24 protein-coding genes are annotated in these 25340 nt (G+C 69.7%); 10 read left to right on the forward strand and 14 right to left on the reverse strand.

Translation table 11 applies throughout. From position 1 onward, the window contains the following. Positions 1 to 363: 363 nt before the first annotated feature. The 3 genes from J2N69_RS30430 to J2N69_RS30440 form a co-directional block, all read right to left on the reverse strand. Complete coding sequence (locus J2N69_RS30430) at positions 364 to 1821, reverse strand: catalase (protein ID WP_127910515.1); 1458 nt, start codon at positions 1819 to 1821, stop codon at positions 364 to 366. A 210-nt stretch (positions 1822 to 2031) separates the two neighbouring features. Next, the gene (locus tag J2N69_RS30435; protein ID WP_230903555.1) at positions 2032 to 2922 is read right to left on the reverse strand and encodes a 2-hydroxy-3-oxopropionate reductase; all 891 of its coding nucleotides are present in this window, start codon (positions 2920 to 2922) and stop codon (positions 2032 to 2034) included. 53 nt (positions 2923 to 2975) lie between these two features. After that, positions 2976 to 3815 (reverse strand): TIM barrel protein, encoded by an 840-nt coding sequence (locus J2N69_RS30440; protein ID WP_230903556.1) that lies wholly within the window; start codon positions 3813 to 3815, stop codon positions 2976 to 2978. Positions 3816 to 3940: 125 nt separating this feature from the next. On the opposite strand from J2N69_RS30440, the gene J2N69_RS30445 reads away from it, so the two are divergent. The 8 genes from J2N69_RS30445 (at position 3941) to J2N69_RS30480 (ending at position 11289) form a co-directional block, all read left to right on the forward strand. Next, a complete protein-coding gene (locus J2N69_RS30445; RefSeq protein ID WP_230903557.1) occupies positions 3941 to 4228 on the forward strand; it encodes a thiamine-binding protein in 288 nt (95 codons plus the stop codon). After that, on the forward strand, positions 4225 to 4602 hold the full coding sequence (locus J2N69_RS30450) for a helix-turn-helix domain-containing protein (RefSeq protein WP_127910511.1): 378 nt from the start codon (positions 4225 to 4227) through the stop codon (positions 4600 to 4602). The genes J2N69_RS30445 and J2N69_RS30450 overlap by 4 nt, the downstream gene beginning before the upstream one ends. Before the next feature lie 168 nt (positions 4603 to 4770). Continuing rightward, positions 4771 to 5286, forward strand: a complete 516-nt coding sequence (uraD, locus tag J2N69_RS30455) for a 2-oxo-4-hydroxy-4-carboxy-5-ureidoimidazoline decarboxylase (RefSeq protein WP_230903558.1) — start codon at positions 4771 to 4773, stop codon at positions 5284 to 5286. Then, positions 5283 to 5690, forward strand: coding sequence for a hydroxyisourate hydrolase (gene uraH, locus J2N69_RS30460; protein ID WP_230903559.1), 408 nt, complete (start codon positions 5283 to 5285; stop codon positions 5688 to 5690). The genes uraD and uraH overlap by 4 nt, the downstream gene beginning before the upstream one ends. 5 nt (positions 5691 to 5695) lie before the next feature. Continuing rightward, the gene (gene pucL / locus J2N69_RS30465) at positions 5696 to 6628 is read left to right on the forward strand and encodes a factor-independent urate hydroxylase (RefSeq protein WP_230903560.1); all 933 of its coding nucleotides are present in this window, start codon (positions 5696 to 5698) and stop codon (positions 6626 to 6628) included. A gap of 64 nt (positions 6629 to 6692) precedes the next feature. Next, positions 6693 to 8111, forward strand: coding sequence for a nucleobase:cation symporter-2 family protein (locus J2N69_RS30470; RefSeq protein WP_230903561.1), 1419 nt, complete (start codon positions 6693 to 6695; stop codon positions 8109 to 8111). 45 nt (positions 8112 to 8156) lie between these two features. After that, on the forward strand, positions 8157 to 9560 hold the full coding sequence (locus J2N69_RS30475; protein ID WP_230903562.1) for an 8-oxoguanine deaminase: 1404 nt from the start codon (positions 8157 to 8159) through the stop codon (positions 9558 to 9560). 244 nt (positions 9561 to 9804) lie between these two features. Beyond that, on the forward strand, positions 9805 to 11289 hold the full coding sequence (locus J2N69_RS30480; protein ID WP_408056837.1) for a nucleobase:cation symporter-2 family protein: 1485 nt from the start codon (positions 9805 to 9807) through the stop codon (positions 11287 to 11289). 156 nt (positions 11290 to 11445) lie between these two features. On the opposite strand, the gene J2N69_RS30485 is transcribed toward J2N69_RS30480, so the two are convergent. The 4 genes from J2N69_RS30485 to J2N69_RS30500 form a co-directional block, all read right to left on the reverse strand. Further along, on the reverse strand, positions 11446 to 12351 hold the full coding sequence (locus J2N69_RS30485; RefSeq protein WP_230903563.1) for a hypothetical protein: 906 nt from the start codon (positions 12349 to 12351) through the stop codon (positions 11446 to 11448). Between the two features lie 215 nt (positions 12352 to 12566). After that, a complete protein-coding gene (locus tag J2N69_RS30490; protein WP_230903564.1) occupies positions 12567 to 13418 on the reverse strand; it encodes a chitosanase in 852 nt (283 codons plus the stop codon). Positions 13419 to 13526: 108 nt separating this feature from the next. Continuing rightward, the gene (locus J2N69_RS30495) at positions 13527 to 15521 is read right to left on the reverse strand and encodes a serine/threonine-protein kinase (RefSeq protein WP_230903565.1); all 1995 of its coding nucleotides are present in this window, start codon (positions 15519 to 15521) and stop codon (positions 13527 to 13529) included. Between the two features lie 58 nt (positions 15522 to 15579). Then, positions 15580 to 17817, reverse strand: a complete 2238-nt coding sequence (locus J2N69_RS30500; RefSeq protein WP_230903566.1) for an alpha-N-acetylglucosaminidase — start codon at positions 17815 to 17817, stop codon at positions 15580 to 15582. A gap of 280 nt (positions 17818 to 18097) precedes the next feature. On the opposite strand from J2N69_RS30500, the gene proP reads away from it, so the two are divergent. Next, positions 18098 to 19579, forward strand: a complete 1482-nt coding sequence (gene proP / locus J2N69_RS30505) for a glycine betaine/L-proline transporter ProP (RefSeq protein ID WP_230903567.1) — start codon at positions 18098 to 18100, stop codon at positions 19577 to 19579. Here proP and J2N69_RS30510 read toward each other — a convergent pair. Together J2N69_RS30510 and J2N69_RS30515 are read right to left on the reverse strand one after the other, a co-directional pair. Next, a complete protein-coding gene (locus J2N69_RS30510; protein WP_230903568.1) occupies positions 19561 to 19806 on the reverse strand; it encodes a DUF397 domain-containing protein in 246 nt (81 codons plus the stop codon). The two genes, proP and J2N69_RS30510, sit on opposite strands and share 19 nt — an antisense overlap. Further along, the gene (locus J2N69_RS30515; RefSeq protein WP_230903569.1) at positions 19806 to 20630 is read right to left on the reverse strand and encodes a helix-turn-helix domain-containing protein; all 825 of its coding nucleotides are present in this window, start codon (positions 20628 to 20630) and stop codon (positions 19806 to 19808) included. Before J2N69_RS30515 ends, J2N69_RS30510 begins: the two co-directional genes overlap by 1 nt. 153 nt (positions 20631 to 20783) lie before the next feature. On the opposite strand from J2N69_RS30515, the gene J2N69_RS30520 reads away from it, so the two are divergent. Further along, positions 20784 to 21224 (forward strand): ATP-binding protein, encoded by a 441-nt coding sequence (locus J2N69_RS30520; RefSeq protein WP_230903570.1) that lies wholly within the window; start codon positions 20784 to 20786, stop codon positions 21222 to 21224. Positions 21225 to 21282: 58 nt separating this feature from the next. On the opposite strand, the gene J2N69_RS30525 is transcribed toward J2N69_RS30520, so the two are convergent. The 5 genes from J2N69_RS30525 to J2N69_RS30545 form a co-directional block, all read right to left on the reverse strand. Continuing rightward, complete coding sequence (locus tag J2N69_RS30525) at positions 21283 to 21981, reverse strand: tectonin domain-containing protein (RefSeq protein WP_230903571.1); 699 nt, start codon at positions 21979 to 21981, stop codon at positions 21283 to 21285. A gap of 303 nt (positions 21982 to 22284) precedes the next feature. Continuing rightward, entirely contained in the window at positions 22285 to 23097 is an 813-nt protein-coding gene (locus tag J2N69_RS30530; protein ID WP_230903572.1) for an SAM-dependent methyltransferase, read from the reverse strand. A 118-nt stretch (positions 23098 to 23215) separates the two neighbouring features. After that, positions 23216 to 24040: an endonuclease I family protein gene (locus J2N69_RS30535; protein WP_230903573.1), complete on the reverse strand. Its 825-nt coding sequence runs from the start codon at positions 24038 to 24040 to the stop codon at positions 23216 to 23218. Positions 24041 to 24232: 192 nt separating this feature from the next. Continuing rightward, positions 24233 to 24655 (reverse strand): acyl-CoA thioesterase, encoded by a 423-nt coding sequence (locus tag J2N69_RS30540; RefSeq protein WP_230903574.1) that lies wholly within the window; start codon positions 24653 to 24655, stop codon positions 24233 to 24235. A gap of 18 nt (positions 24656 to 24673) precedes the next feature. Beyond that, the gene (locus J2N69_RS30545; protein ID WP_230903575.1) at positions 24674 to 25324 is read right to left on the reverse strand and encodes a hypothetical protein; all 651 of its coding nucleotides are present in this window, start codon (positions 25322 to 25324) and stop codon (positions 24674 to 24676) included. Positions 25325 to 25340 lie beyond the last annotated feature (16 nt).

Genomic DNA, 25340 nt, shown 5'->3' on the forward strand with positions numbered 1-25340 from the left:
GAGCGCCGGGTACGGGACCGTCCGTACCCGGCGCTCTGGCCGTGTGGCATGTGAAGTGGTGACCGCCCGACGGCGCGCGACTGGCGAGACATGCATACGTGCTGCCGGGCGGAGTCCGTGGACCCCGGGTGCGGGTACGGGACCGCGGCGGGTGCGACGGACCGGTGGTTCCCCTCCCTCAGGTCGAGAGGAAAGCCGCCGGACCTTGACCACCGCACTGGCTCGCAGAGCCGCCGCGGACCGTGCCCGCCCGCCCGCGTCACGTACCACCCCTCATCCGGGTCCGTGACGGCGGTGCGGGCTCAGCGCCGGTGAGCTGACCTCCCGTCAACCCACCGGCGCAGCCTGGGTGCTGGTGCTCGCTCAGTCCTCGCGCAGGGCGCGGACGGCCTCCTCGACGCGCTTGCCGTAGTCGGCGTCGGCGGCGTGGAAGTGGGCGAGGTTCTTCTCGATGACGTCGTCGCGGGAGACCTGCGAGAGGCCACCGGCGATGTTCGCCACCAGACGCGACTTCTCGTCCTCGGACATCAGGCGGTACAGCTCACCGGCCTGGAAGAAGTCGTCGTCCTTGGTGTGGGTCGGGGCGGCGTGCGTGCCCGTGTAGCCGGCGATCGCGAGCGGCGCCGACAGCGGCCGGCCGGTCTCGACGGGGCCGTCGTACGAGTTGGGCTCGTAGTTCTTGCGGTCGCGGCCGTAGGGGTTGGACGCCATCAGGCCGTCGCGCCCGTAGTTGTCGGCCTTGGCCGCCTTGGGGGCGTTGACCGCGAGCTGGGTGTGGTTGACGCCCAGGCGGTAGCGGTGCGCGTCCGCGTAGGCGAACAGGCGGCCCTGGAGCATCTTGTCCGGGGAGGGACCGATGCCCGGCACGAAGTTGTTCGGGGAGAACGCGGCCTGCTCGACCTCGGCGAAGACGTTGTCCGGGTTGCGGTCCAGGACCAGGCGGCCCACGCGCTGGAGCGGGTAGTCCTTGTGCGGCCACACCTTGGTGAGGTCGAAGGGGTTGAAGCGGTAGTCCGCCGCCTCGGACGCGGGCATGATCTGCACGTGCAGCGTCCAGGACGGGTTCACGCCCCGCTCGATGGCCTGGAGCAGGTCGGTCTGGTGCGAGTTCGGGTCCTTGCCCGCGATCTCGGCGGCCTGCTCGCTGGAGAGGGAGCGGATGCCCTGGTTCGTCTTGAAGTGGTACTTGACGAAGAAGGCCTCGCCCTTGGCGTTCGTCCACTGGTAGGTGTGCGAGCCGTAGCCGTTCATGTGGCGGTACGAGGCGGGGATGCCGCGGTCGCCCATCAGCCAGGTGACCTGGTGCGTGGCCTCGGGGGCGTGCGCCCAGAAGTCCCAGACGTTGTCCGGCTCCTGCTTGCCCGTGAAGGGGTCGCGCTTCTGGGAGTGGATGAAGTCGGGGAACTTGATCGGGTCCTTGATGAAGAACACCGGGGTGTTGTTGCCGACGAGGTCGTAGTTGCCCTCTTCGGTGTAGAACTTCACCGCGAAGCCGCGCGGGTCACGGACCGCGTCCGCGCCGCCGAGGTTGTCCGCCACGGTCGAGAAGCGCAGGAAGACCTCGGTGCGCTTGCCGACCTCGCCGAGGAAGTCGGCGTGCGTGAAGCCGGTGACGTCGTCGGTCACCTCGAAGTAGCCGTACGCGCCGGAGCCGCGGGCGTGCACGACGCGCTCCGGGATGCGCTCACGGTTGAAGCGGGCCAGCTTCTCCAGGAGGTGCTGGTCCTGGAGGAGGATCGGGCCACCGACGCCGGCGGTGGCGGAGTTCTGATTGTCGGCGACGGGAGCGCCGGACTCGGTCGTGAGCACACGCTTCGACATGGTGGCGAGGTTGACCTTCCGTACGGAACTGCTTCGACTGCAGACGGTGTTCGGGAGCGTAAGGACCCCTGAACAGCTACGTCAACAGTTTGTTGAAGTTTTTGGGTGGGCCTTGCGGGCGTGCTGGTTCCGGGCCGCGGCGGCGCCTGGGCGCGACAGGACAGGTGTCAGCGCCGCCACGGCCCGGAAGTCTTGGGGAGCCCCGGTGGACTAGAGCTCGGCGCCCGACAGGCGCTCGACGGAGCGCAGCAGGGCGGAGTGGTCGAGGCCGCCGTCGCCCTGCGCGCGCAGGGAGGCGACCAGCTGGGCGACGACCGCGCCGACCGGCAGGGCGGCACCGACGTTGCGGGCGGCGTCGGTGACGATGCCCATGTCCTTGTGGTGCAGGTCGATCCGGAAGCCGGGCTTGAAGTCCCGGTTCAGGAAGTTGTCCTTCTTGCGGGTCAGCACGGTCGAGCCGGCCAGACCGCCGTTGAGCACGTCGAGCGCGGCCGCCAGGTCCACGCCGGACTTCTCCAGGAAGACCACGGCCTCGGCGCACGCCTGGATGTTGACGGCGACGATCAGCTGGTTGGCGGCCTTCACGGTCTGACCCGAGCCGTGCGGACCGCACAGCACGATGGTCTTGCCGAGCGCCTCCAGGAGCGGCTTGGCCTCGTCGAAGTCGGCCTGCTCACCGCCGACCATGATGGACAGGACGGCCTCGATGGCGCCCGCCTCGCCGCCGGAGACCGGGGCGTCCAGCACGCGGATGCCCTTGTCCTTGGCGGCCTTGGCGAGATCCACGGAGGTCTGCGGGGTGATCGACGACATGTCGATCAGCAGCGCGCCCGACCGCGCGTTCTCCAGGATGCCGTCGGGGCCGTACGCGATGGCCTCGACCTGCGGGGAGGCGGGCACCATCGTGATCACGACGTCGGCGTTCTCGACGGCCTCCGCGATGGACTTGGCGGCGGTGCCACCGGCGGCCGAGAGCCGGTCCAGCTTGTCCTGCTCCAGGGTGTAGCCGGTGACGGAGTAACCCGCCTTGATCAGGTTCTCGGACATGGGGGAGCCCATGATGCCGAGACCGATCCAGGCGACCTTGGGAAGCGTGCTCATGAGGGTGCCTCTCTGACTGCTCTAAAGCGTTTGGTACGTCGATGAGTTGGCGCTCAGCGCGCGGCGCGGGCCTCGGCGGGCAGCCAGTCGAAGGCCTCGGCGCTCGGGCGGTCGCCGGCCTTGTACTCCAGGCCGATCCAGCCCTGGTAGCCGGTGTCCCGCAGCTGGTCGAGCAGGGCCTCGATCGGCAGCGAACCCGTGCCGGGGGCGCCGCGGCCGGGGTTGTCCGCGATCTGCACGTGCCCGGTCTTCGCGGTGTACCGCTCGATGACCGAGGGCAGGTCCTCGCCGTTCATGGACAGGTGGTAGAGGTCCATGAGGAACTTCGCGTTGCCGAGGCCGGTCGCGGCGTTCACCCTGTCGACGATCTCGATCGCCTTGGGCGCGCTCACGATGGGGCACTTCGGCGACTCGGGTGCGTTGAGCGCCTCGATCAGCAGGGTCGCGCCGACGCGGTCGGCCTCCCGGGCGGCGAGCACCAGGTTCTCCAGGGCGAGTTCGTCCTGGACGGCCGGGTCCACGCCGTCGACGCGGTTGCCGTACAGCGCGTTGAGCGCCGTGCAGCCGAGCGACTCGGCGAAGTCCGCCGCCACCGCGAGGTTCGCGCGGAACTTCTCGCTCTCCTCGCCGGGGACCGACAGGGCGCCGCGGTCGGGGCCCGGCAGCTGCCCGGCGTAGAAGTTCAGGCCCACCAGTTTCACGCCCGCGTCCTCGATCGCCTTCTTCAGGGCGTCGAGCTCGGACTGCTCGGGGGTGGGGGCGTCGACCCAGGGCCACCACAGCTCGACCGCGCCGAAGCCGGCCTTCGCGGCGGCCGCGGGGCGCTCCAGGAGCGGGAGCTCGGTGAAGAGGATCGACAGGTTCACATTGAAGCGCTGGTCGGAGTATCCCATGGGGCTTCCGCGCTCCTTCCGTATTGCGGAAGTTCATTTCTGCTTGATGGAAGAGTGCCTCCGATCTGCGGAAGCTGTCAAGAGGGGGCTGCCGAAAAATCCCGACGCGGCAGTAGGTTGGCCGCGTGCGATTGAGAGTGGAGTTCACGACCGAGCCCTTTGATCTCGACGAGGCCCCGCAGCATGCGCTGGTGGCCCGCGAGGTCATCCAGGGGGCCTCGCTGGACGCGGTCGATGTCGGCCCGTTCGGCAACACCGCCGAGGGCGACGTCGACGCGGTCCTGACCGCCGTCGACGCGATGCTGCGCCAGTCCCTGGGGGCGGGCGCCACCCGCGTCTCGCTCCAGGTCAACGTGATCGGGGAGCCGGGCCGGCCGGGAGACCGGGGCCTGCCGGGGGAGGCGGATAAGTGACCAGCTTCGGGGACGACCCCTTCGTCACCGCGGTCAAGCCGCTGGTGGACGCCATGGGCGGCGAGATGGTGCCGCCGGACCAGGCCGGGACCGATGACGTGGTCCTGGCCTGGCAGGGCGAGGACGTGGTGGCGGTGCGCCTGCCGCAGCTCGCCGACTCGCTGGACCACATCCTGCTCGCCCTGGAGCGCAAGCGGGGCAAGCCCCTCTCGGAGCTGGACCGCAAGGCGAAACAGGAGGTCGTGCGGATACTGGAGGCGCGCGGCGCCTTCGCCGTCCGGCATGGCGTCGAGACGGTGGCGGGTGCCCTCGGGGTCTCCCGCTTCACCGTGTACAACTACCTGAACAGGGAGAATGCCGCGAAGGGTGATTAAGGGCGGTCCGCCCCGCACCCTCCTGTCGCTCAGTGTGGTCGAGCCGTCACCCGTTTCGTCGGGTGGCGGCTTCTTTGTTCAAGTTATTTCAACAAACTGTTGACGCTGCGTTGTTGAAGGTCTTAGCTGTTCCGCAGCCCGTCCAGCACAAGGCCACGGAGGCTTCCCGTGACTTCGAGTACGACACCGGGCATCGCCCGGTTCAACGCCTTGGCGGAGCCGGCGGCCACCGCCGCGCTCCACGAGGCCTGTGCCTCTTCGGCCTGGGGGAGCAAGCTGCTCTCCCGGCGCCCCTACGCCACCGCCGAGGACCTCTTCGCCGCGAGCGACGCCGCCATGGCCGAGCTGACCGCGGACGACCTGGCCGAGGCGATGGCCGGGCACCCGCCGATCGGCCGCCCGAAGCCCGGGGACCCGACCTCCTCCCGCGAACAGCGGGGCATGGCCGGCGCCTCCGAGGAACTCAAGGCCGAGATGCTCGAACTGAACCTGGCCTACCAGGAGAAGTTCGGCCACGTCTTCCTGATCTGCGCCACCGGCCGCACCGGTGAGCAGATGCGGGACGCGGTCAAGGAACGGATCGGCAACTCGCCCGAACAGGAGCGGGAGATCGTCCGCGCCGAGCTGGGCAAGATCAACCGCATCCGCCTGACCCGCCTCCTGGAAGAGGAAGAGACCGCATGAGTACGGAAACGACCGCATCCGTGTCCACGCACATCCTGGACACCAGCGTCGGACACCCCGCGGAGGGCGTCGCGATCTCGCTGTCGGCCCGCGGTGGCTCCGACGCCCAGTGGCAGGCGCTCGGCGGCAGCGCGACCGACGCGGACGGGCGTTGCAAGGACCTGCCGGCGCTGCCGGAGGGCACCACCCACGTACGCCTCGACTTCGAGACCGAGGCGTACTTCCTGAAGTCGAAGAACCAGCAAGCCGAGGCGCAGCAGGACGCCCCCGCGAATCGGGACAGCGGTGCGACCGGAGCGTTCTTCCCGGAGGTGGCGATCACGTTCGCCGTCACGCCGGGCGAGCACTACCACGTACCGCTGCTGCTCAACCCGTTCGGCTACTCCGTTTACCGAGGGAGCTAGCAGACATGCCCACCATTCTGGGACAGAACCAGTACGGCAAGGCTGAGAACCGGGTCGTAAAGATCACGCGGGACGGCGACACCCACCACATCAAGGACCTGAACGTCTCCGTCGCCCTCTCCGGCGACCTGGACGACGTCCACTACAACGGCTCGAACGCCAACTGCCTGCCGACGGACACGACGAAGAACACCTGCTTCGCGTTCGCCAAGGAATACGGCATCGAATCCGCCGAGCAGTACGGCATCCACCTCGCCCGGCACTTCGTGGACAGCCAGCCCTCGATCCACCGCGCGCGCATCCGCATCGAGGAGTACGCCTGGGAGCGCATCGGCGGCTCCGACAGCAACGCCAAGTTCATAGGCGCCGACGAGGTCAAGCACTCCTTCGTCCGCAAGGGCCAGGAGACCCGGCTCGCCCAGATCACCTACGACGGCGAGAAGTTCGAGGTGCTCTCGGGGCTGAAGGACCTGACCGTGATGAACTCCACGAACTCCGAGTTCTGGGGCTACATCAAGGACAAGTACACGACGCTCCAGGAGGATTACGACCGTATCCTCGCCACCTCCCTGTCCACCTGGTGGCGGCACAACTGGACCAGCGACGAGCAGCGCATGCCGAGCTGGGAGCGCAGCTACGAGCAGGCCAAGAAGCACATCCTGCACGCCTTCGTGGAGACCTACTCGCTCTCCCTGCAGCAGACGCTGTACCAGATGGGTTCGCGGGTCATCAACAACCGCAGCGAGATCGACGAGATCCGCTTCTCCGCGCCCAACAAGCACCACTTCCGTCAGGACCTCTCGCCCTTCGGCCTCGACAACGAAGCCAAGGACGGAGCCGTCTACTACGCCGCCGACCGTCCCTACGGCCTCATCGAGGCCACCATCCTGCGGGACGGCGTCGAGCCGAAGATCCCGGTCGACATGACCAACCTCTGACGCGGGACGCGCGCCCCCGCCCCACCGCAGTGGGCGGGGGCGCGCCACACCGGAGGGAACAGCAATGGCACAGCCTGCACAGGGGCCGGCAGAAGGCCCGTGTTCCACCCCACCCGTAGGTGACGACGCAGCAACTCCCGACTGTCACCCGGTGGATGAGAAGCTCCACCCCTCGCGGCTGGTCCCCGCCGCGCTCCAGCACATCGCCGCCATGTACGCGGGTGTGGTCACCCCTCCGCTCATCATCGGCCAGGCCTGCGGCCTGGACACGGTGGCCCAGACCCGGCTGATCGCCGCCGGACTGCTGATCGCCGGTCTCGCCACCATCCTGCAGACGCTCGGCGTCAAGGGATTCGTCGGCAACCGCCTGCCATTTGTGAACGCCGCCTCCTCGGCCGGCATCGCACCGATCCTCGCCATCGCCGAGACCAACGCCAAGGGCGACCAACTCCCCGCCATCTACGGCGCGGTGATGGTCGCGGGCGTCTTCTGCCTCGCCGTCGGCCCCTTCTTCGGCAAGCTGCTGCGCTTCTTCCCGCCGCTGGTCACCGGCGTCGTCATCACGCTCATCGGCGTCACGCTGATGCCCGTGCCCGTCAAGTGGGCGCAGGGGGGTGACGACACCGACCCGGCCTTCGGCGACATGAAGTACCTCGCGCTCGCCGCCTTCACGCTCGTCGTCATCCTGATGTTCCAGCGCTTCGGACGCGGCTTCCTCAAGCAAGTCGCCCTGCTGGCGGGCATGTTCATCGGCACGCTGGCCGCGATCCCGTACGGCATGGCGGACTTCACCTCCGTGCAGAGCGCGCCGCTGGCCGCGCTGCCCACGCCGTTCGCCGCGGGCACCCCCGTCTTCCAGCCTGCCGCCATCCTCTCGCTCTGCATCGTCATGCTGGTCCTGATGACCGAGTCGGCGGCCGGCATGCTCGCCCTCGGCGAGATCTGCGAGCGCAGGACCGACGGCAAAACCATCACCCGGGGCCTGCGCACCGACGGCATCGCCACGCTCGTCGGTCCCGTCTTCGGCGGCTTCCCGACCTCCGCCTTCGCGCAGAACGTCGGCGTCGTCTCCCTCACCCGGGTCCGCAGCCGCTACGTCGTCGCCGTCGCGGGCGCCACGCTCATCGTCCTCGGCGCCTTCCCGGTCCTCGGCGCCGTCGTCAACGTCGTCCCCATGCCGGTCCTCGGCGGCGCGGGCATCGTCCTCTTCGGCTCCATCGCGGTCAGCGGCATCCGCACGCTCTCCGAGGCGGGCCTCGACGACAGCTCCAACATCATCCTGGTGGCCGTGTCGCTCGGGGCGGGCATCATCCCGCTCGCCGCGCCCACCTTCTACGCGCAGTTCCCCGCCTGGGCACAGACCGTCCTCGGCTCCGGCATCAGCGCCGGCGCGCTCGTCGCGGTCACGCTCAACCTCTTCTTCCACCATCTCGGCACCCGCAGCAGCGCGCAGAGCGCGGCCGCGGCACTCAAATCTTCCTAGGGTCATGCCGTGCCCTCATCGCCACTCACAGAGTAAGGAAGCACCATGGCAGCACCGGCAACCCCCGACAGCGGCGCCGTAGAGCGCATCGTCATTGAGAACGCCGCGATCGCGACCGTCGACGCCCAGGACACCGAGTACGCCTCGGGCCACATCGTCGTCGCGGGCAACAGGATCGAGTCCATCGGCGCGGGCAAGGCGCCCGAGGGCCTGGCGAACGTCGTACGCCGCGTCGACGCCACCGGTCACCTGGTCACCCCCGGCCTGATCAACACCCACCACCACTTCTACCAGTGGATCACCCGGGGCCTGGCCACCGACCACAACCTCTTCAACTGGCTGGTGGCGCTGTACCCGACGTGGGCGCGCATCGACGAGCAGATGACGTACGCGGCCGCGCAGGGCTCCCTCGGCATGATGGCCCGAGGCGGCGTCACCACCGCCATGGACCACCACTACGTCTTCCCCAAGGGCTCCGGCGACCTCTCCGGGTCGATCATCCGCGCCGCCTCCGAGATGGGCGTGCGCTTCACCCTGGCCCGCGGCTCCATGGACCGCAGCGAGAAGGACGGCGGCCTGCCGCCCGACTTCGCCGTGGAGACCCTGGAGGGCGCGCTCGCCGCGACCGAGGAGACCGTCAAGAAGCACCACGACGCCTCCTTCGACGCGATGACGCAGGTGGCCGTGGCCCCCTGCTCGCCCTTCTCGGTGTCGACCGAACTCATGAAGCAGGGCGCCGAGTTGGCCCGCCGCCTGGGTGTACGGCTGCACACCCACGGCAGCGAGACGGTCGAGGAGGAGAAGTTCTGCCATGAACTGTTCGGCATGGGCCCCACCGACTACTTCGAGTCGACCGGCTGGCTCGGTGACGACGTGTGGATGGCGCACTGCGTCCACATGAACGACTCCGACATCGCCGCGTTCGCCCGCACCGGCACGGGCGTCGCCCACTGCCCCTCCTCCAACGCGCGCCTCGCGGCCGGCATCGCCCGCGTCCCCGACATGCTGAAGGCGGGCGTCCCCGTCGGCCTCGGCGTCGACGGCACCGCCTCCAACGAGTCCGGCGAACTCCACACCGAGCTGCGCAACGCCCTGCTGATCAACCGCCTCGGCGCCCACAAGGAAGCCGCCCTCAACGCCCGCCAGGCGCTGCGGCTCGGCACCTACGGCGGAGCCCAGGTCCTCGGCCGGGCCACGCAGATCGGCTCCCTGGAGGCCGGCAAGCTCGCCGACCTCGTCCTGTGGAAGATCGACGGCATCGGACACGCCTCGATCGCCGACCCGGTGACCGCCATCGTCTTCGGCGCGGCGGCCCCCGTCACCCTCTCCCTCGTCAACGGCAGGCCGGTCGTCGAGAACGGCCGCCTGCTGCACGCCGACGAGGACGCCATCGCCCGCTCCACGCGGGACGAGGCGCAGCGCCTCGCGCGGATCGCCGCCGAGAGCTGACCCCAAGAACTCCGGTCAGGGGGGACGGCCCTTGACCGGACTTGAGCGGCCGAGCGGGCCGCTCAAGTGCCGCCCCGCGAACGTGGCCCAAAGCTTCACGTGCGCGGGGCGGTCAGTACTACCTGGGCGCATTTCCACAACCGCATACCGAGCAAGTCCTTGCACCACGCACCACCCCCCCACCTCCCAGAAGCGAAAAGTGCCGGCGCCCAGCCGGGGCTGGAAAACAACCGGAGGAGCCATCGTGGCCACTCAGCCCAGGTTCACCAAGCAAGGCACCACCCCGGACCCCGACTCCGACGACGGGTCCATACGACCGGAAGGCATCCATCCGGTCGACGAGAAGCTCCCGCCCCTGAAGATGGCCACCACCGGCCTTCAGCACGTGGCGGCCATGTACGCGGGCGTCGTCGCCCCGCCGCTCATCGTCGGCGCCGCCGTCGGCCTCTCCGCGAAGGAACTCACCTTCCTGACCGGCGCGTGTCTGTTCACCGCGGGGCTCGCGACCTTCCTCCAGACGCTCGGCATCTGGAAGATCGGCGCCCGCCTGCCGTTCGTCAACGGCGTCACGTTCGCCGGCGTCGCGCCGATGCTCGCCGTCGTCGACTCCACGAAGGACAAGGACGACGCGCTGCCCCTCATCTTCGGCGCGGTGATCGTCGCCGGCGTGCTGGGCTTCATCGCGGCGCCGTTCTTCTCGAAGATGATCCGCTTCTTCCCGCCCGTGGTCACCGGTACGGTCATCACCCTCATCGGCATCTCGCTGATGCCGGTCGCCTTCGGCTGGGCGCAGGGACCGGTGCCGGGCGCCGACGACTACGGCTCGACGAAAAACCTCGCCCTCGCGGGCATCACGCTCGTCGTGGTACTGCTGCTGCGCCGCTTCACCACCGGCTTCGTCAAGCAGATCGCGGTCCTGCTCGGCCTGGTCATCGGCACGCTGATCGCCATCCCGTTCGACGCCACGGACTTCGGGCCGATCGGCGAGGCGGACATCGTCGGCTTCCCGACGCCCTTCCACTTCGGCGCCCCGCAGTTCGCGGCCGCCGCCATCGTCTCGCTCTGCGTCGTCATGGTCGTCTCGATGACGGAGTCGACGGCCGACATGCTCGCCCTCGGCGAGATCGTGGACCGTCCGGCCGACGAGAAGACCATCGCGGCGGGCCTGCGCGCCGACTGCCTCGGCTCGGCGGTCAGCCCGCTCTTCAACGGCTTCATGTGCAGCGCCTTCGCGCAGAACATCGGCCTGGTCGCGATGACGAAGATCCGCAGCCGGTTCGTGGTCGCGGCGGGCGGCGGCTTCCTCGTCCTGATGGGCCTGTGCCCGATGGCGGCCTCGCTGATCGCGGTCGTGCCGCGCCCGGTGCTCGGCGGCGCGGGCGTCGTCCTCTTCGGCTCGGTCGCGGCGAGCGGCATCCAGACGCTGGTCAAGGCGAACCTGGAGAAGGACAACAACGTCCTCATCGTGGCCGTCTCGCTGGCCGTCGGCCTGATCCCGATCGCGGCGCCGGAGTTCTACCACGCGTTCCCGGAGACCGCGAAGATCATCCTCGACTCGGGCATCTCGACGGGCTGTGTGGCCGCCGTCCTCCTGAACCTCGTATTCAACCACATCGGCAAGGGCCGCGAGGACGACGACGTGACGGCACCGATGGAGCCGGGCGGGGAGATCGCGCAGCAGCGTACGCACTCCTCGGCGACGGGGTCGTCCGCAGCCGGGGTGCACTGACGCACGGCCGCGGAGCCGCCCCCGTAGGGCGAACGCCACGCCCACTTTGCCCCGCCCCAGCCGGCCCCTGCCGTCTCTCATGAACACCACGGCACGGGGCCGGCTTCCGACGTCATGCGACGGAGCGCCTCGGGCAGGCCGGAAGCTGCGCGATCGTCAGCTCCCGCACAGCTTCGCCGAGTTGACCGCGCCGCCCGTGTTCTCGTCGTCCGTGCCGAGCAGGGCGGTGCGGGAGTTCGGCACGCACTCCACGGCCTCGATCTTGTGGCCCTTGAACTTCCGCAGGACTTCGGGGGAGTCGCTGAGGCCGAGGCGGACCTTGCCGGTGCGGGTGACGGACAGTGTGCCCGCGTCGACGACCGCCGAGTCGAACGGCCCGTCGTCGCCCGGGTCCGAGGCCGCGCCGATCAGGAGGCGGCCCGACTCCGTGACCGAGATGTCCGAGGCGTGCCGGACCGGGCCCGACGGGTACGGCGTGCGGTAGCGGACGGTGGTGACCGGGCCGAAGTCCGCCTCGCCGTACTTGGTGAAGGCGAAGGAGGCGGCGCGCAGCGTCGCGGGGCGGTCTTTGCCCGCGCCCCGGTCGGCCCACACGGCGGCCGTCCTGCCGTGCCGGGAGATGAGCGCGAAGCTCTCGTAGTCGTCGCCGTCGGCGATCGCGGGGAGCGGGGAGGTGCCCAGGACCTCGACCCGGGTGCCCGTCGCCTTGAGGTGGTAGACGAGGCCGCGGCTGGCGAGTGCCACGTACTCGCCTGGGGTCCCCGGCACCGCCTCGATGGCCTCCAGGTCGATGGGCTCGCCGCCGCCCGCCCAGGTCATCGGCTCGACGGCGGCGGAACGTCCCGGGCGGTAGGTGAGCGCGGCGACGCGGTTCTGGCCGGGCTTCTTGTTGTCGCGTACGACGAGCGCGTGCGTGGTGCCCTGGGCGCGGCCGCTGAACGCGAGGCCGCTGACGCCGGAGGTGATGTCGGCACCCACCTGTTGCCAGCCGCCGCTCGTGGCGGGGGCCGGGGCGGCTCCCGCCGCGACGAGTGCGGCGGTGGCGGCGGTCAGCACGGTCATGCGAAGGAACATGGATCTCTCATCTCGGTGCGCGCCGACGCGCGCGGACGCGCGTAGACGGGGAGTTGGCCGGAAACGTACCCAGCTGCGTGCGCCGGAGACAAGAGGTGCGTGGAAGGGCTGTGGGAGGTGCGTGGAGTGCGTGAGAGCACGCGCCGTCGCGCGGGACGTGTGTGCGCCCCGCGCGAGCGCGCCGGACCGGAGAGGGGCGCCCGTCAGCCGATGCGGTACGAGTCGCCGTACACCTTCCACTCCAGCGGGGTGTCCAGGTTGAGGTTCTGCTTCTTCAGGAACACGCGCTGCGCGGTGTCGACACGGCTGGTGTCCTCGTGGGCCTCCTCCTGCTTCATCGCCCACACGCGCGCGTCCAGGAAGGCGTTGAGGTACGTCACCTCGTCGCCGCCCTGCGCCGGCGTCTTCGCCGAACGCAGCGCGCGCTTGCGGATGTTGCGGAAGCTGGTGGAGTCGCTGCCGTCGCCGTGCATGACGATCGCGTCGTAGTAGCAGAACTGGCCGAGGACGCCGACGCCGTCCGCCTTGCCCTGCTTGACCGCCGGGTCGAAGTACACGCGGTCGCGCTCGTCGTTCTGCGCCTTCTGGAACGCCGGGTCCTCGGCGGCCTTCTCCCAGTCCCTCGTGAAGGTCGGGTCGAGGCCCTCGTGCGAGTCGGTGCCGTCCACCTCGCGCAGCGCGGGCAGGTACTTGGCGAGGACGTTGCCGGGCTTGCGCCGGGTGTACAGCTCGACGAGGTCCAGCATGTCGCCGGTGCCGGAACAGAAGCCGATGATGCCCGCGGTGTAGCCGCGGCCGTCGTTGATGTCCTCGATGTAGCGGTAGTACTTCTTCCAGTCGAGGCTGGAGTTCTCTGCGCTGCAGACGAGCTTCATGGCGATCTCCTTCTTCGCCGGCTCGTCGAGCCCGCCGGCCCGCAGCGGGGACGCGGTGGCGGAGGTCATCTGCGAGGCGATGACCGGCCCGGCCACGACCGAGGCGCCGATGAAGGCGAGCAGGGTGCGGCGGGAGGTGAGGGGTCGCGGGCGTGTGTGAGGGGAGTCGGGGGTCTGCACGAGGGCCTCCAGAAGGGGGAGTTCGTCGTTCCGCGTACTGTTAGGAAGGTTTCCTACCAGAATTTCGGTGTGACGGATACCCGTCAATGCACAATGAGCGGCTCCGCGTTACGAATACGTGGGGGTGGTGCGCCGAAGGTCGCTGAAACCGGCGGCGACCCCTTGGGAACCCATGGTCATCATCGACAGGTGCTTCTTGTCGGGCGTCGTCAGGTACATCTGGGCGGGCAGGGAAGCGGGACAGGCGGAGCCATCCGGGGGTGACCCCGACTCGAGGTTCGTGGTGAAGAGGATGTCCTTCTTCTCGCCCGATATCGAGAACACGCCGCCCTGGTAGAAGCACGATGTGGCCTCACCGGGCTTCCCCGCCTTGATGGAGACCGCGACCTTGCTGGTGAGAAGCACGTTTCCCGGATCGATGGTGACCGTCTGGAGCTGGAGGCGCCGGTCCGGCGAGAAGCCGCTGTCGTCCTTCTTGAGCTGCCAGTGGCCCGTGAACGCCGTCGGCACCTTCTGCTGGACGGCCATCTTCGGCTTCTTGAAAAGCGTGACCGCGTGGTTGCCGAACTCCCAGCTGAGCGTCGTCACCTCGCTGTTCTCCGCACCCTCCGCCACGAGGCTGCCGATCGGCTGCCCCGCGCACGCGTCCTTCTCTGTCGCGGGCGCGCCGGTCCGGAGCTTCGGTGAGCCGAGTACCAGCCGGTCGTAGAACTCCTTCTTCACCTTGACGGGATCGGCTTCCACCATGCAGAACCGATCGGAGTCGACGGTCTGCACAGAGATCTTCGTGTCGCCGGGCAGGATCTCGACCCGCACGACGCGATTGCTTCTCATGGGGCCTTTCTGGGTGAGCTGGCCCTCCCATGTGCCCGTGAACTTGTCCGGGACGGTGGCCGGCGTGAGTCCACCGGCTGATTCCCCCTTTCCGGCTGTCCCGTCACTGCCGCCGCTGCCGTCGGCCCAGGGTTCGAGCGCGACCAGCCCACCGACGGCGGCGATCACGGCCACTGCCCCTGCCGCGATGGCCGTGCGGCTGCGGCGCCGTACGGGGGCCGACGGCGGTGGGCCCGCAGGGGGCCGCGCGGGCATGGTCGGGAACGGGGGTGACGACGGCTCGGGGACGTGCACCGTGGCCGGGTGGTCCTGCGACGCGGCGGACACCGCCGGCGCTGGATCGTAGTCGAGCAACTCGGCGGTACGGCGAGCAAGTTGAGCGAGTACCGCACTGGGCAGCCAGTGCTCGGTCGACCCGTCCTCGGCGCGCTCGGCGATCTGGCCGGGCGTGGGGCGCTGCCGCGGGTCCTTCGCCAGGCACTCCCGCACTAGATCCACCAGTGAAGACGGCACTCCGCTCAGGTCCGGCTCGTCCTCGGCCACACTGAACAGCTGTGCGGCGAGCCCGCCGTTTCCGCCCGCGCCGAACGGCTGGCGCCCCGTGGCCGCGTACACGAGGACAGAGCCGAGGCAGAACACATCGCTGGCCGGGGTGAGTTCGCGCCCGCGGGCCTGCTCGGGGGACATGAACCCGGGTGAGCCGATGACCATGCCCGTGCGGGTCATCGCCGATTCCGCGGCCATCGTGTCCAGGCCGTCGAGGGCCCGCGCGATCCCGAAGTCGATGACACGCGGCCCGTCGACCGTGACCAGGATGTTCGACGGTTTGAGGTCGCGGTGGATCAAACCGCCGCCGTGTATGCCCTGGAGTGCTAGGGCGAGGCGGCAGGCGAGGAAGCGTACGGAACGCTCGGGCAGCGGGGCGAAGTCCTGTGCGACCACGGTGTGCAGATCCGGGCCCGCGATGTACTGGGTGGCGACCCAAGGGACGGCCGCTTCGACGTCGGCGTCGAGAACCGCCGCGGTCCACGGCCCGGCCACACGCCGCGCGGCATCCACCTCGCGCGCGAACCGTCTCCGGAAGTCGGGGGCTTGGGCGATCTCGCTCCGTACGACCTTGAGCGCGACCGTGCGCCCGCCCTCCGACCGGCCCAGGTATACGCGGCCCATGCCGCCCTCGCCGAGCACCCCCAGGATGCGATAGGCCCCGATACGTGCTGGATCGCCCTTGCCCAGTGCCTTCACGTCGTCCCCCGCCGTCTGCCCCACCTGGTCGAAGGTCAAAGTACCCCACGTGTGTGTGGCGGGTGCGGTGGTCCGCCGCTGCTCACGGGCGCGGCGGCCGGGCGGTGGCTGTCAGCCGGGCGTGCACCCGCTTCGCGATCTCGTATGTGTCGCCGACCGGCCGTTTCGCCAGGCGTCCCGGATCGCGGATCCACTGGTCCTCCATGGCGAACCAGTCGATCTTCCGGGGCGTACGGCGCTCCGCGAGCGCGGTCCGCAGCTCCGTGAAGTACCGCTCCCAGCGCAACCGGTAGAGGCCGCCGACGAGCCCGGCCCACTCGCGGTTGGCGTAGTCGCGCAGCCCGGCGTCGGCGCCGGACCGCGGGCCCCACACCGTCACCAACGTCAGTTGGTCGTAGGCCAGCTGGTCCCGCTCGTGCTCGTCGGCTCCCCAGGCCCGTGCGTCGGCGACCCAGCGGCCGAGGAGGTGGCGGGAGTCCGTCGCCACGAGCCGGTCGAGCAGGTCCATCAGCTCCAGCCACTCGCGGGTGAGCCGCTCGAAGCGGGCCGCGTCCCGGGCGTTGTACGCCTCCTTAATGTGTGGCAGCAGGACGCGGCTGCGGTTCGAGAGCGCCTGTCGGGCGACGTCGAGCAGGTCGCGACGGTACGCGGAGGAGTTCCGCAAGCCGGTTCGCACCGCCAGGAGTTCGCCGAGCGCGGGCTCGAAGTCGGTGGGTTCGTACCGCATCTTCCGTGGTGACCAGGACGCCGCCGACTTCGCCGCCAGGTCGGGGCGCGCGCCGAAGAGGCCGTCGGCGCCCTCGGCCCACTTGTCGGCACGGGTCGTGCCGTAGGCGGTGCGGCGCAAGGTGTCCCACGCGGCGGCGGCGTGCGGGTCGGCGGCGCCGTACCGCGCCGTCGACCAGTCGGCGAACCAGGCTTCGAGGTCCAGGTCTCCCGTTCTCCAGGCCAGTTCGGAGAAGAGCGCGAAGGCGGCGGGGTTGTTGTCGGCCGCCTCCGGCATGAGGGAGATGCCGGTGAGCGTGCTGCCCTCCTTGGTGCGCCACGCCTCGAACAGAGTGGCCCAGTCGGGGGTGTTGGCGCCGAGCGTGGTGTGCCCGCCGAAGTTCCAGATGGAGCCGAAGGTGTAGGGCGTGGCGCCCCAGTCGGCCTCGCGGTCGGTGATGGCCGGGAAGCGGTCGGAGAGGCCGTCGACGACGAGCATGCGCTCCTTGTCGACGGCGTCGGTGAGGGCCTTCGGCGGGTTGTGCTGCCAGCCGAGGATCACCCAGATGGCGCCGGGGTGCGCCGTCCTCAGGGCCTTCTCGACGCCCTTGGCCGCCTCGCCCACGGGGACGTCACCCGGTTTGCCGCCCTCATGGAGCAGGTCCATCTTGTACATCGTGGACGGCCCGAACAGCTCGTCCTGGGCGCGGTAGAACGCGGCGGCCACCCGCGCGAAGTGGCCGGTGCGCGGGTCCAGCCAGTCGGGGCGCGCGAAGCCCACCCAGTCGCCCTGAGGGACCGTCCGCGCGCCCGGGTTCCGATCCGCGAAGCCGGGCGGCACGGTCCCGAAGTAGCCCGGCAGGACAGGCGTCATGCCGAGTTCCCGCAGCCGGTCGCAGACGCGGCGGCCGAGGCGGGCGCGGGCGTCGAGAAGCTGCCGGGAGACGAGGTGCGGGAACGCGGACATGTTCTGCAGCAGCCACCACGGCTGGTGGGCGGGGGCGGGTACCCAGGCTCTCAACTCCTCGTCGCCGTACCCGAACTCCCGCCCCTGGAAGGCACGGTGGTACACGGCGTCCGCACCGATGTACACCAGGACTTCGTTGTAACCGTGCAGGGCCAGTACGTCGAGTTCGCGCTCCCAGTAGTCCCAGCCGTGGTACGCGCCCGTATAGCCGTCGTTGGTGTCGTTGAGGACGAAGCGGTGCGGGGTGTTGGCCCGGATGGTGACGGGGGCGGCGAGGGCGGGGAGGCGGTCGGGCAGGTCGGTCTGGCTGCCCGCCCAGGTGATGTTGGCGTGTGCGGTGTGTCTCAGGTAGTGGCCCAGCCCGGTGAGCTGGGTCGCCGGTGTGGTCCCGGTGACGGTGATGTGGCCGCGCCGGCCGCTGATCCGGAAGAAGTCCTCGGCGCCCTGCCCGGGCCGGGCGGTCCGGAAGGTGATCTGGTCCCAGTGCCGGGGCAGGAGACGCCGCGCCGCCTCGGACGCGGCGGCACGGCGCGGGACCGGCGCGCCGTCCCCGGAGGCGCCGTCGATGGTAGTGCCGGGGGAGCAGGCGGCGGTGGCCCCCGCGGTCCCGGCGAGGCCCGTGAGGAACGTACGGCGGGGGAGTGGCATCGGGACTCCGTAGGTCGAAGGGGCCACACAGGGCGGGGCGAGGGCGTACCGAAGTGACTCTTCCCCCGCGCGGCCAGAAGTGTGCTGCCGCAGCCGGACAGCCGGGCAAACGGACGTCATAGGGCCGCAAGTCCCACGAACCAGGGACCAGAGACCATCCGCGCGAGGACCAACGGCAGGCACTTCCCGCCCCGGAGGTTGGCAGTGTTGATCGACGCCCGCAGGGCAGACGAATGATCAGCAAGGACCGACGCCGACCGAGAAAGTGACTGACTGCACCGTGAGCGCGCCCGAAACACCAGAAATACCCGCACCGCCCGCTCCGGAAGCCGTCGCCCGTCACCGCGCGCTCTTCCGTGCCATCTACCGCCGCACGCACCCCCGCCTGCGCCAGTCGGACATCACGGTCACCGAGGAGGCCCAGGTCAAGCGGGCGGTGAAAGCGACCGCCCTGGGCAACGCCATGGAGTGGTACGACTTCGGCGTCTACGCCTACCTCGCCGTCATCATCGGCAAGGAGTTCTTCCCCTCCGGCAACGACACCGCCCAGACCCTCTCCTCGCTCGCCACCTTCGCCGCGGCCTTCTTGGTGCGCCCCATCGGCGGCATGTTCTTCGGCCCGCTCGGCGACCGCGTCGGCCGCAAGAAGATCCTCGCGCTCACCATGATCATGATGTCGACCGCGACCCTCGCGATCGGCCTGATACCCAGTTACGCCTCGATCGGCGTCTGGGCCCCGGTCCTCCTGGTCCTCTGCCGCATGGTGCAGGGCTTCTCCACGGGCGGCGAGTACGGCGGCGCGGCGACCTTCATCGCGGAGTACGCCCCCGACAAGCGGCGCGGTTTCTGGGGCTCCTTCCTGGAGTTCGGCACGCTGATCGGCTACACGGTCGCCGCCGTCCTCGTCACCACCCTCACCGCGCTGCTCAGCGACGACGCCATGCAGTCCTGGGGCTGGCGCGTCCCGTTCCTGGCCGCGGCGCCGCTCGGCCTCATCGGCCTCTACCTGCGGATGAAGCTCGACGAGTCACCCGCCTTCCAGAAGATGGAGGAGGGCGAGGGCCCCGCCGCCGAACGCCAGAAGAAGTCCTTCAAGGATTCCTTCGTCGGTCAGTGGCGGGCGATGCTGCTCTGCATCGCGCTGGTCGCCGCGTTCAACGTCACCGACTACATGCTGCTGTCGTACATGCCGACGTACCTGACGCAGCTCGGCTTCGGCGAGACCGGCGGCCTGCTGTCCATCGTCGTCGTCATGCTGATCCTGATGGCGCTCATCAACTCGGTGGGCCGTCTCTCGGACCGCATCGGCCGCAAGCCGGTCCTGATGGCCGGTTCGGTCGGCTTCTTCGTCCTCGCGCTCCCGGCGTTCCTGCTGATCAAGCAGGGCGGTACGGTGGCCGTCTTCACCGGCCTGCTGATCCTCGGCCTCGCTCTGGTCTGCTACCTGGGCGTCATGTCCTCCTCGCTGCCGGCCCTCTTCCCCACGGACGTGCGCTACGGCTCGCTCTCCATCGGCTTCAACATCTCCGTCTCGCTCTTCGGCGGTACGACACCGCTGGTCGTCGCCGCGCTGATCGGCGCCACCGGCAACGACCTGATGCCCGCGTTCTACACGATGCTCGCGGGCCTGGTCGGCATCATCGCCGTCGCCGCGATGAAGGAGACGGCCCGCCAGCCCCTGGAGGGCTCCCCGCCGGCGGTGGCGACCGACGAGGAGGCCAGGGAACTGGTGGCGGCCCAGCGTCAGCCGCGCGAGGCGTAACCCACGAAGTGCGCCCAGGCACGGGGCTCCAGCGCGAGCTGGGGCCCCTCGGCGTTCTTGGAGTCGCGTACGTGGATGGCGGCGGGGCAGGGGGCGATCTCTACGCAGTCGTCACCGGAGCCGCCGCTGTAGCTGGACTTGCGCCAGGTGAGGGCGACTTCCACGCAGTCACCGGAGCCGCCGCTGCTGTAACTGCTTTTGAACCAGGCCAGGTCGGGGGTGCCCATCATGCTCCTCGCATCCGCTTCAGCAGGCTCACCGAGTCTTCGAACGAGAGAGCCTGGGAGCGCATCTTGGCATACCGCATCTGGAGCGTGCTGACCACTTTTGGGTCGGAAATGAGCTGGCCGCTTTCCTGCCCCTCGGAGTAGGCGAACCACTTGTTCTCCGGGCTCTCCAGCAATCGCATGGGACCGTCGAGCCCCGCATGGCTCTCACGCTGCAAGGGCATGATCTGCACCTCGATGTTCCTGTACTCGGCGAGCGCCAGGACGTGGTCGATGAGTTCCATGGTGACGTCATGCCCGCCCACATGCCGCAGGAACAGGTGTTCCTCAAGGATGAAGCTGTACGCCGTGTTCGGCCGCTCTGTCAGCAGGCGTTGCCTCTCCATGCGGGCCACCAGCTTCTCCTCGACCTGCTCGTCGCTGAACGGGGGCAGCTGATTGGCGAAGAGCGTCCGCGCGTACGCCGGGGTCTGCAACAGTCCCGGGATCAACCGGCATTCGTACGTGTAGAGAGCGATCGCCTCCTTCTCCATATCGGCCCACTGCTGAAACCACTTCGCGAGCCCCGGCTTCCGCGACAGCTGGTTCGACGCGAGCCGCAGCGTCCCGAACGCGTCGAGTGCCGCCTCGCAGCGGTCGACGAAGCCGGGCGGTGGGAACCTCCTGCCCTGCTCGATGGAGGCCAGGAAGTGCGACGAGCAGCCCACCTCACCGGCCAGCTCCTCCTGGGTGTGCCCCGCGCGTTTGCGGAAGCTCTTGAGCACGGCGCCGAACGTCTTCAGACCGTCCGACGCTTCCGGCTCTTTGCTGCTTGACGACATCATGAGTAACCCCCGGCGCTCCTGCCTCTGTCCCCGCCAACACCTCAATGATTACGCACCGTTACCCTGAATGTCTACCCTTCGTACTCGTACGCTTACTCAGCGTACGAGTTTGGGGGCTGGTGCATGACGCCAGGATGGTTCACCGTGGACGCCATGCTGATCCAAGCGCAACCCGCCACCGCGACGCGGGAATTCACGCAACGTCTCAGCGCCACCCCTCGGGGTGCCCGCCTGGCACGCAGGCTGGCCAGGTATCACCTGGACAGCTGGGGCATCGCGTACGACAGCGAACTCTCCGATGTCGCGGAGGCGATCGTCGCCGAACTCGCGGCGAACGCGGCGACGCACGGCCGTGTGCCGGGCCGTGACTTCGAGGTCCGCCTGGCGCTCGGCGTGGACACTCTCCGTATCGAGATGACCGACACCAGAACCGAACTGATGCCCCCGGAATCACCCAAACCCCCGGCCACCGACGGGGAGTCGGGCCGGGGGCTCGTGATCGTGGCCGCGCTGGCCGATCAGTGGGGTGTGACGGCACGGCAGGTGGGCAAGACGGTCTGGGCCCACCTGTCCTTGCCGGGGGCGAGCCGGTAGCCGTGGAGGCGGAGGCGGCGCGCCGACGGCGAGGGAGCCGTGCCGGTCGAGGGCGGGGTCAGCCGGGCAGATCGCCGGTGTAACGGTAGATGTTGCCCGCGGAGTTGACGCCCCAGACGGTGCCGTCGGCGCCCGCGCCGATGTCGGTGAGGGCGCCGGAGACCTGCTGCCAGGGGCCGGCGTCGTTGTTCGTGTAGGTGTAAATGTTGCCGCCCGCGTTGACTCCCCACACCGAGGTGCGGGACCCCGAGGCGATCGCCTTGAGGCCGCCGCTGATCTGCTTCCAGTGGGCGGCGTCGTGGTCGCCGGTGTAGCGGTAGATGTTGCCCGCGGAGTTGACGCCCCAGACGGTGCCGTCGGCGCCCGCGCCGATGTCGGTGAGGGCGCCGGGGATCTGCTGCCAGGGGCTGGCGTCGTTGTTGGTGTAGCGGTAGATGTTGCCGGCCGAGTTCACGCCCCACACGTTGGTCCGTGAACCCACCGCGATGCGCGTCAGGCCGCCGCTGATCTGCTTCCAGTGGGCGGCGTCGTGGTCGCCGGTGTAGCGGTAGATGTTGCCCGCGGAGTTGACGCCCCAGACGGTGCCGTCGGCGCCCGCGCCGATGTCGGTGAGGGCGCCGGGGATCTGCTGCCAGGGGCTGGCGTCGTTGTTGGTGAAGCGGTAGATGTTGCCGGCCGAGTTCACGCCCCACACGTTGGTCCGTGAACCCACCGCGATCCGCGTGAGCCCGCCGCTGATCTGCTTCCAGTCGGCCATGGCACCGACTCCTTCCGCTCGGGAAAAGCTGCGTCCGCATGCTCTCCGGACGCTCTCCAGGCGGAACGATTCACTTGTCAGGAAAATATGCTGAGCGGACGACATCATCGTCCGGAAGGCAATGTTTGGCGGGGGCGGACGCAGTGCCGGGGCGGAGTGCGCCGGTGTCGCGGCGGGTCAAGGTGGCGCGATCCGAGATCCCCCGAGTGAGTTACGAACCGGGCGCGGTGTTGACGCGCCTCGCGTGCGCCCGGTCGCATCAGGGTCCGCACGGGCGGCGGCTTCTCCGCCCGGGTGGCGTGGTCACGGCTTGCGGGCCACCGCCCCGTACGCGTCGACCGCCGTCTGGTCCTCAGTCTCCGGACGCCAGCGCGTGACCTGGGTGACGCCGGGTTCCACCAGTTCGAGTCCCTCGAAGAAGGCGGCGATCTCCTCGACCGCGCGTACGTGGTAGGGGATGGCGCCGCTCTTGTTGTACTCGTTCGACGCGGCGATCATGCCCTCGCTGGTCGCCGTGGAGTCGCTTATCACCAGGTAACTGCCGGACGCCAGACCCGACATGAGACGGGCGACCAGGTCGCGGGCCTCCTTGTGGTCGGCGACGTGGCCGAGGGTGTTGAGGATGATCAGGGCCACCGGCTGCGAGAGGTCCAGCGTCTTCGCGGCCTCCCGCAAGATCGCCTCGGGCTCGTAGAGGTTCGCGTCGATGTACGCCGTCTCGCCCTCGGGGGTGCTGGTCAGCAGGGCCCGGGCGTGGGCGAGCACCAGGGGGTCGTTGTCGACGTAGACGATGCGGGCGTCCGGGGCGGCGCGCTGGGCGACCTCGTGCGTGTTGTCGGCCGTGGGCAGTCCCGTACCGATGTCGAGGAACTGCCGCACGCCCCGCTCCGTCGCGAGATGGCGCACCGCGCGGCCGAGGAAGAGGCGGCTGGTGCGCGCCACGTCGACCAGGCCGGGGAAGATCTCCTTGATGTGGTCGCCGAGTTCGCGGTCCTTCTCGTAGTGGTCCTTGCCGCCCACGAAGTAGTTCCAGAAGCGTGCGGAGTGCGGCTTGCTGGTGTCGATGCGCGCACGGACGTCGGCGGCGGAGCCGAGCTGGGGGTCGTTGTCTGACACGAGAGCCTCCTGGGAACCTGCGTCATGTTGTTCGACGATCAAGCGTCAATCTAGACGGTGTTCCGCCCGGATCGCCCGCCTGCCCCAAGGTTCCGTCGCACGACGGCCGTTGAGCGGGTCACCAGACCTCTTCCACCCACTCCGGGTGATCGATGAACGGGTTCCGGTTGTGCTGGAACTTGTCGAATATGACCTGGTTGCGGTTCTTCTCGAACGCGTCCGGCGGGTCCTCGTCGCTCCACTGCTTCAGGACCGAAAGGCGGCCGATGGCGGGCGCGCTGCCGTTGTCCACCCTGTCGTTGGGCTCCAGGTCGGGGAAGCCGTCCGCGCCGTCGTAGCGCACGGCCATGTAGAGGATCATGCGGGCCACGTCGCCCTTGACCGCGTCGCGGGGTTCGAACGAATCGCCGTCGGTGAGGTTCCCCGGGGCCCCGGAGACGGTGCCGCCGCCGTTGTCGAAGTCCTTGTTGCCGCGGATGCTGTTGACCGTGACGTCCTCGGGGCGCAGGTGGTGGATGTCCGTGCCGGGCCCGGTCGTCGTGCCGAAGTCGCCGTGGGACTTGGCCCAGACGTGCTCGCGGTTCCAGTCGCCCTGGTCGCCGCCGCTGCTGGACTTGCTCCGTGAGGTGCCGGTGTAGAGCAGGATCACGTTCGCGCTGTTGGCCGGGTCCTGGTCGGTGGTCTTCAGGGCGTCCCACACCTGGCTGTACGACAGCTTGGTCTGCTTGCTGATGATGGTGTGCAGCGCGGACTTCAGCGCGGGACCGGTCTTGCCGAGCGCGTCCTTGTAGTACGTGTCGTCATAGGCGCTGACAGCCGTGACGGCCGGGGCCGGCGCGGGAGAGGTGGTGGCCGTCGCCGTGGCGGGCACGGTGATGCCGGCGAGCATGGCGGCGGCGGTCAAGGCCAGGGGTTTCCAGCGGCGTACGCGCGGGACGGGCATGGGGGGCGTGTCCTTTCCCGGAGGCCTCGCGCGCCGGGCGCCCACCTGACAGGGCCGCGGTCTACGCGAGTTGACTTTTCAATCACCGGGAGAGTGGCACGAATGTGCGTACGCCTGTGTGAACGCCGTGAGTCGGTCCGGTAAAGGTGTCATGCACGCGCTCAAAGGGTGGTCGCGTGTGCGCGCGGTGCGTCAGAGGCCGAGCCGGGCGGGGTCGGCCGCCAGCGCCCGGAAGCGTGCGCGAGGCTCCGCCACCATCCGCCGCTCCTTGAGATCGAGCAGCCCGCCCACACAGGAGACCGTCGCGGCGACCGTGCCGTCCGCCTTGGTGATGGTCTGCTCGACGCGGAAGGTCTTCCGCTCACCCCACACGAACGCGCAGCTCACCGCCGTCTCGTCACCCGCGTGCAGCTCGCTGAGATAGCGGATGGTGGTCTCCAGGACCACCGGACCGACCCCCTCGGCCAAGAGGTCGGCCTGTGTGATGCCGGACGCACGCAGCAGCGACCAGCGGGCGTGCTCGGCGTATTGGAGGTACACGGCTTGGTTGAGGTGGCCCTGTGAATCCGTCTCGTACCCACGGACGGCGACGGTCACGGTAAAAGGCTCTGCCATCGTCTTCCCTTCTCCGGTTCATGTTCGTCTCGGGGAGGCCAGGAGATAGCGGGCGCCACGCGGCCCGGCGTGCTCGCCGACCTGCCAGCCCGCCCGCTCCAGCGCCGCCGCGCAGGCCCGCAGCCCGTCCGGGGACGGCTCGCGCACGGCGACGGCCTCGGGCTGCGGGGTGCCCGACACCTCGTAACCCTCCACGAAGCCGGGACCGGGGCGGGCGGGAAGGCAGCCGGCCGCCTCCAGGGCCAGGGCCGCCGCCTGCACCAGATGCGTGCGCTCCCACGCGCAGGGGCGGTCCCGGGCACCATCGGGGTTCGTCATGCGGCGCAGCTCGACCAGGCCCTCCCAGGCACTGCGGACCTCCCGCGCGCGGGCGGGGCCCTCGCTCCCCGTCACGGACGTCTCCGTGCCGGTCCGCGCGGCGAAGACGCCGGGGGCCGCCGCCGTCTCGGCCGGAGCGACGGCGGGCGCGGGACGCGACCGCGCCGCGGCCTCGTCCCGCAGGCGGTGGCCCGCGGGCGTCAGGAAGTACGCGTGCGGGGGCCGGGGATGGCGGAAGGCCAGGCGCGCCCGCACCAGGCCGGACAGCTGGGCCTCGCTGCCGGACAGCCGCCCGGTCCCCGGGTCCGCCGCCTCGATGATCCGTCGCTGCGCGGCCGTGGGTGGCTTCACCGCGCACGCACCCCCT

The sequence above is a fragment of the Streptomyces huasconensis genome (genome assembly GCF_021028635.1).
GTDB lineage: Bacteria > Actinomycetota > Actinomycetes > Streptomycetales > Streptomycetaceae > Streptomyces > Streptomyces huasconensis.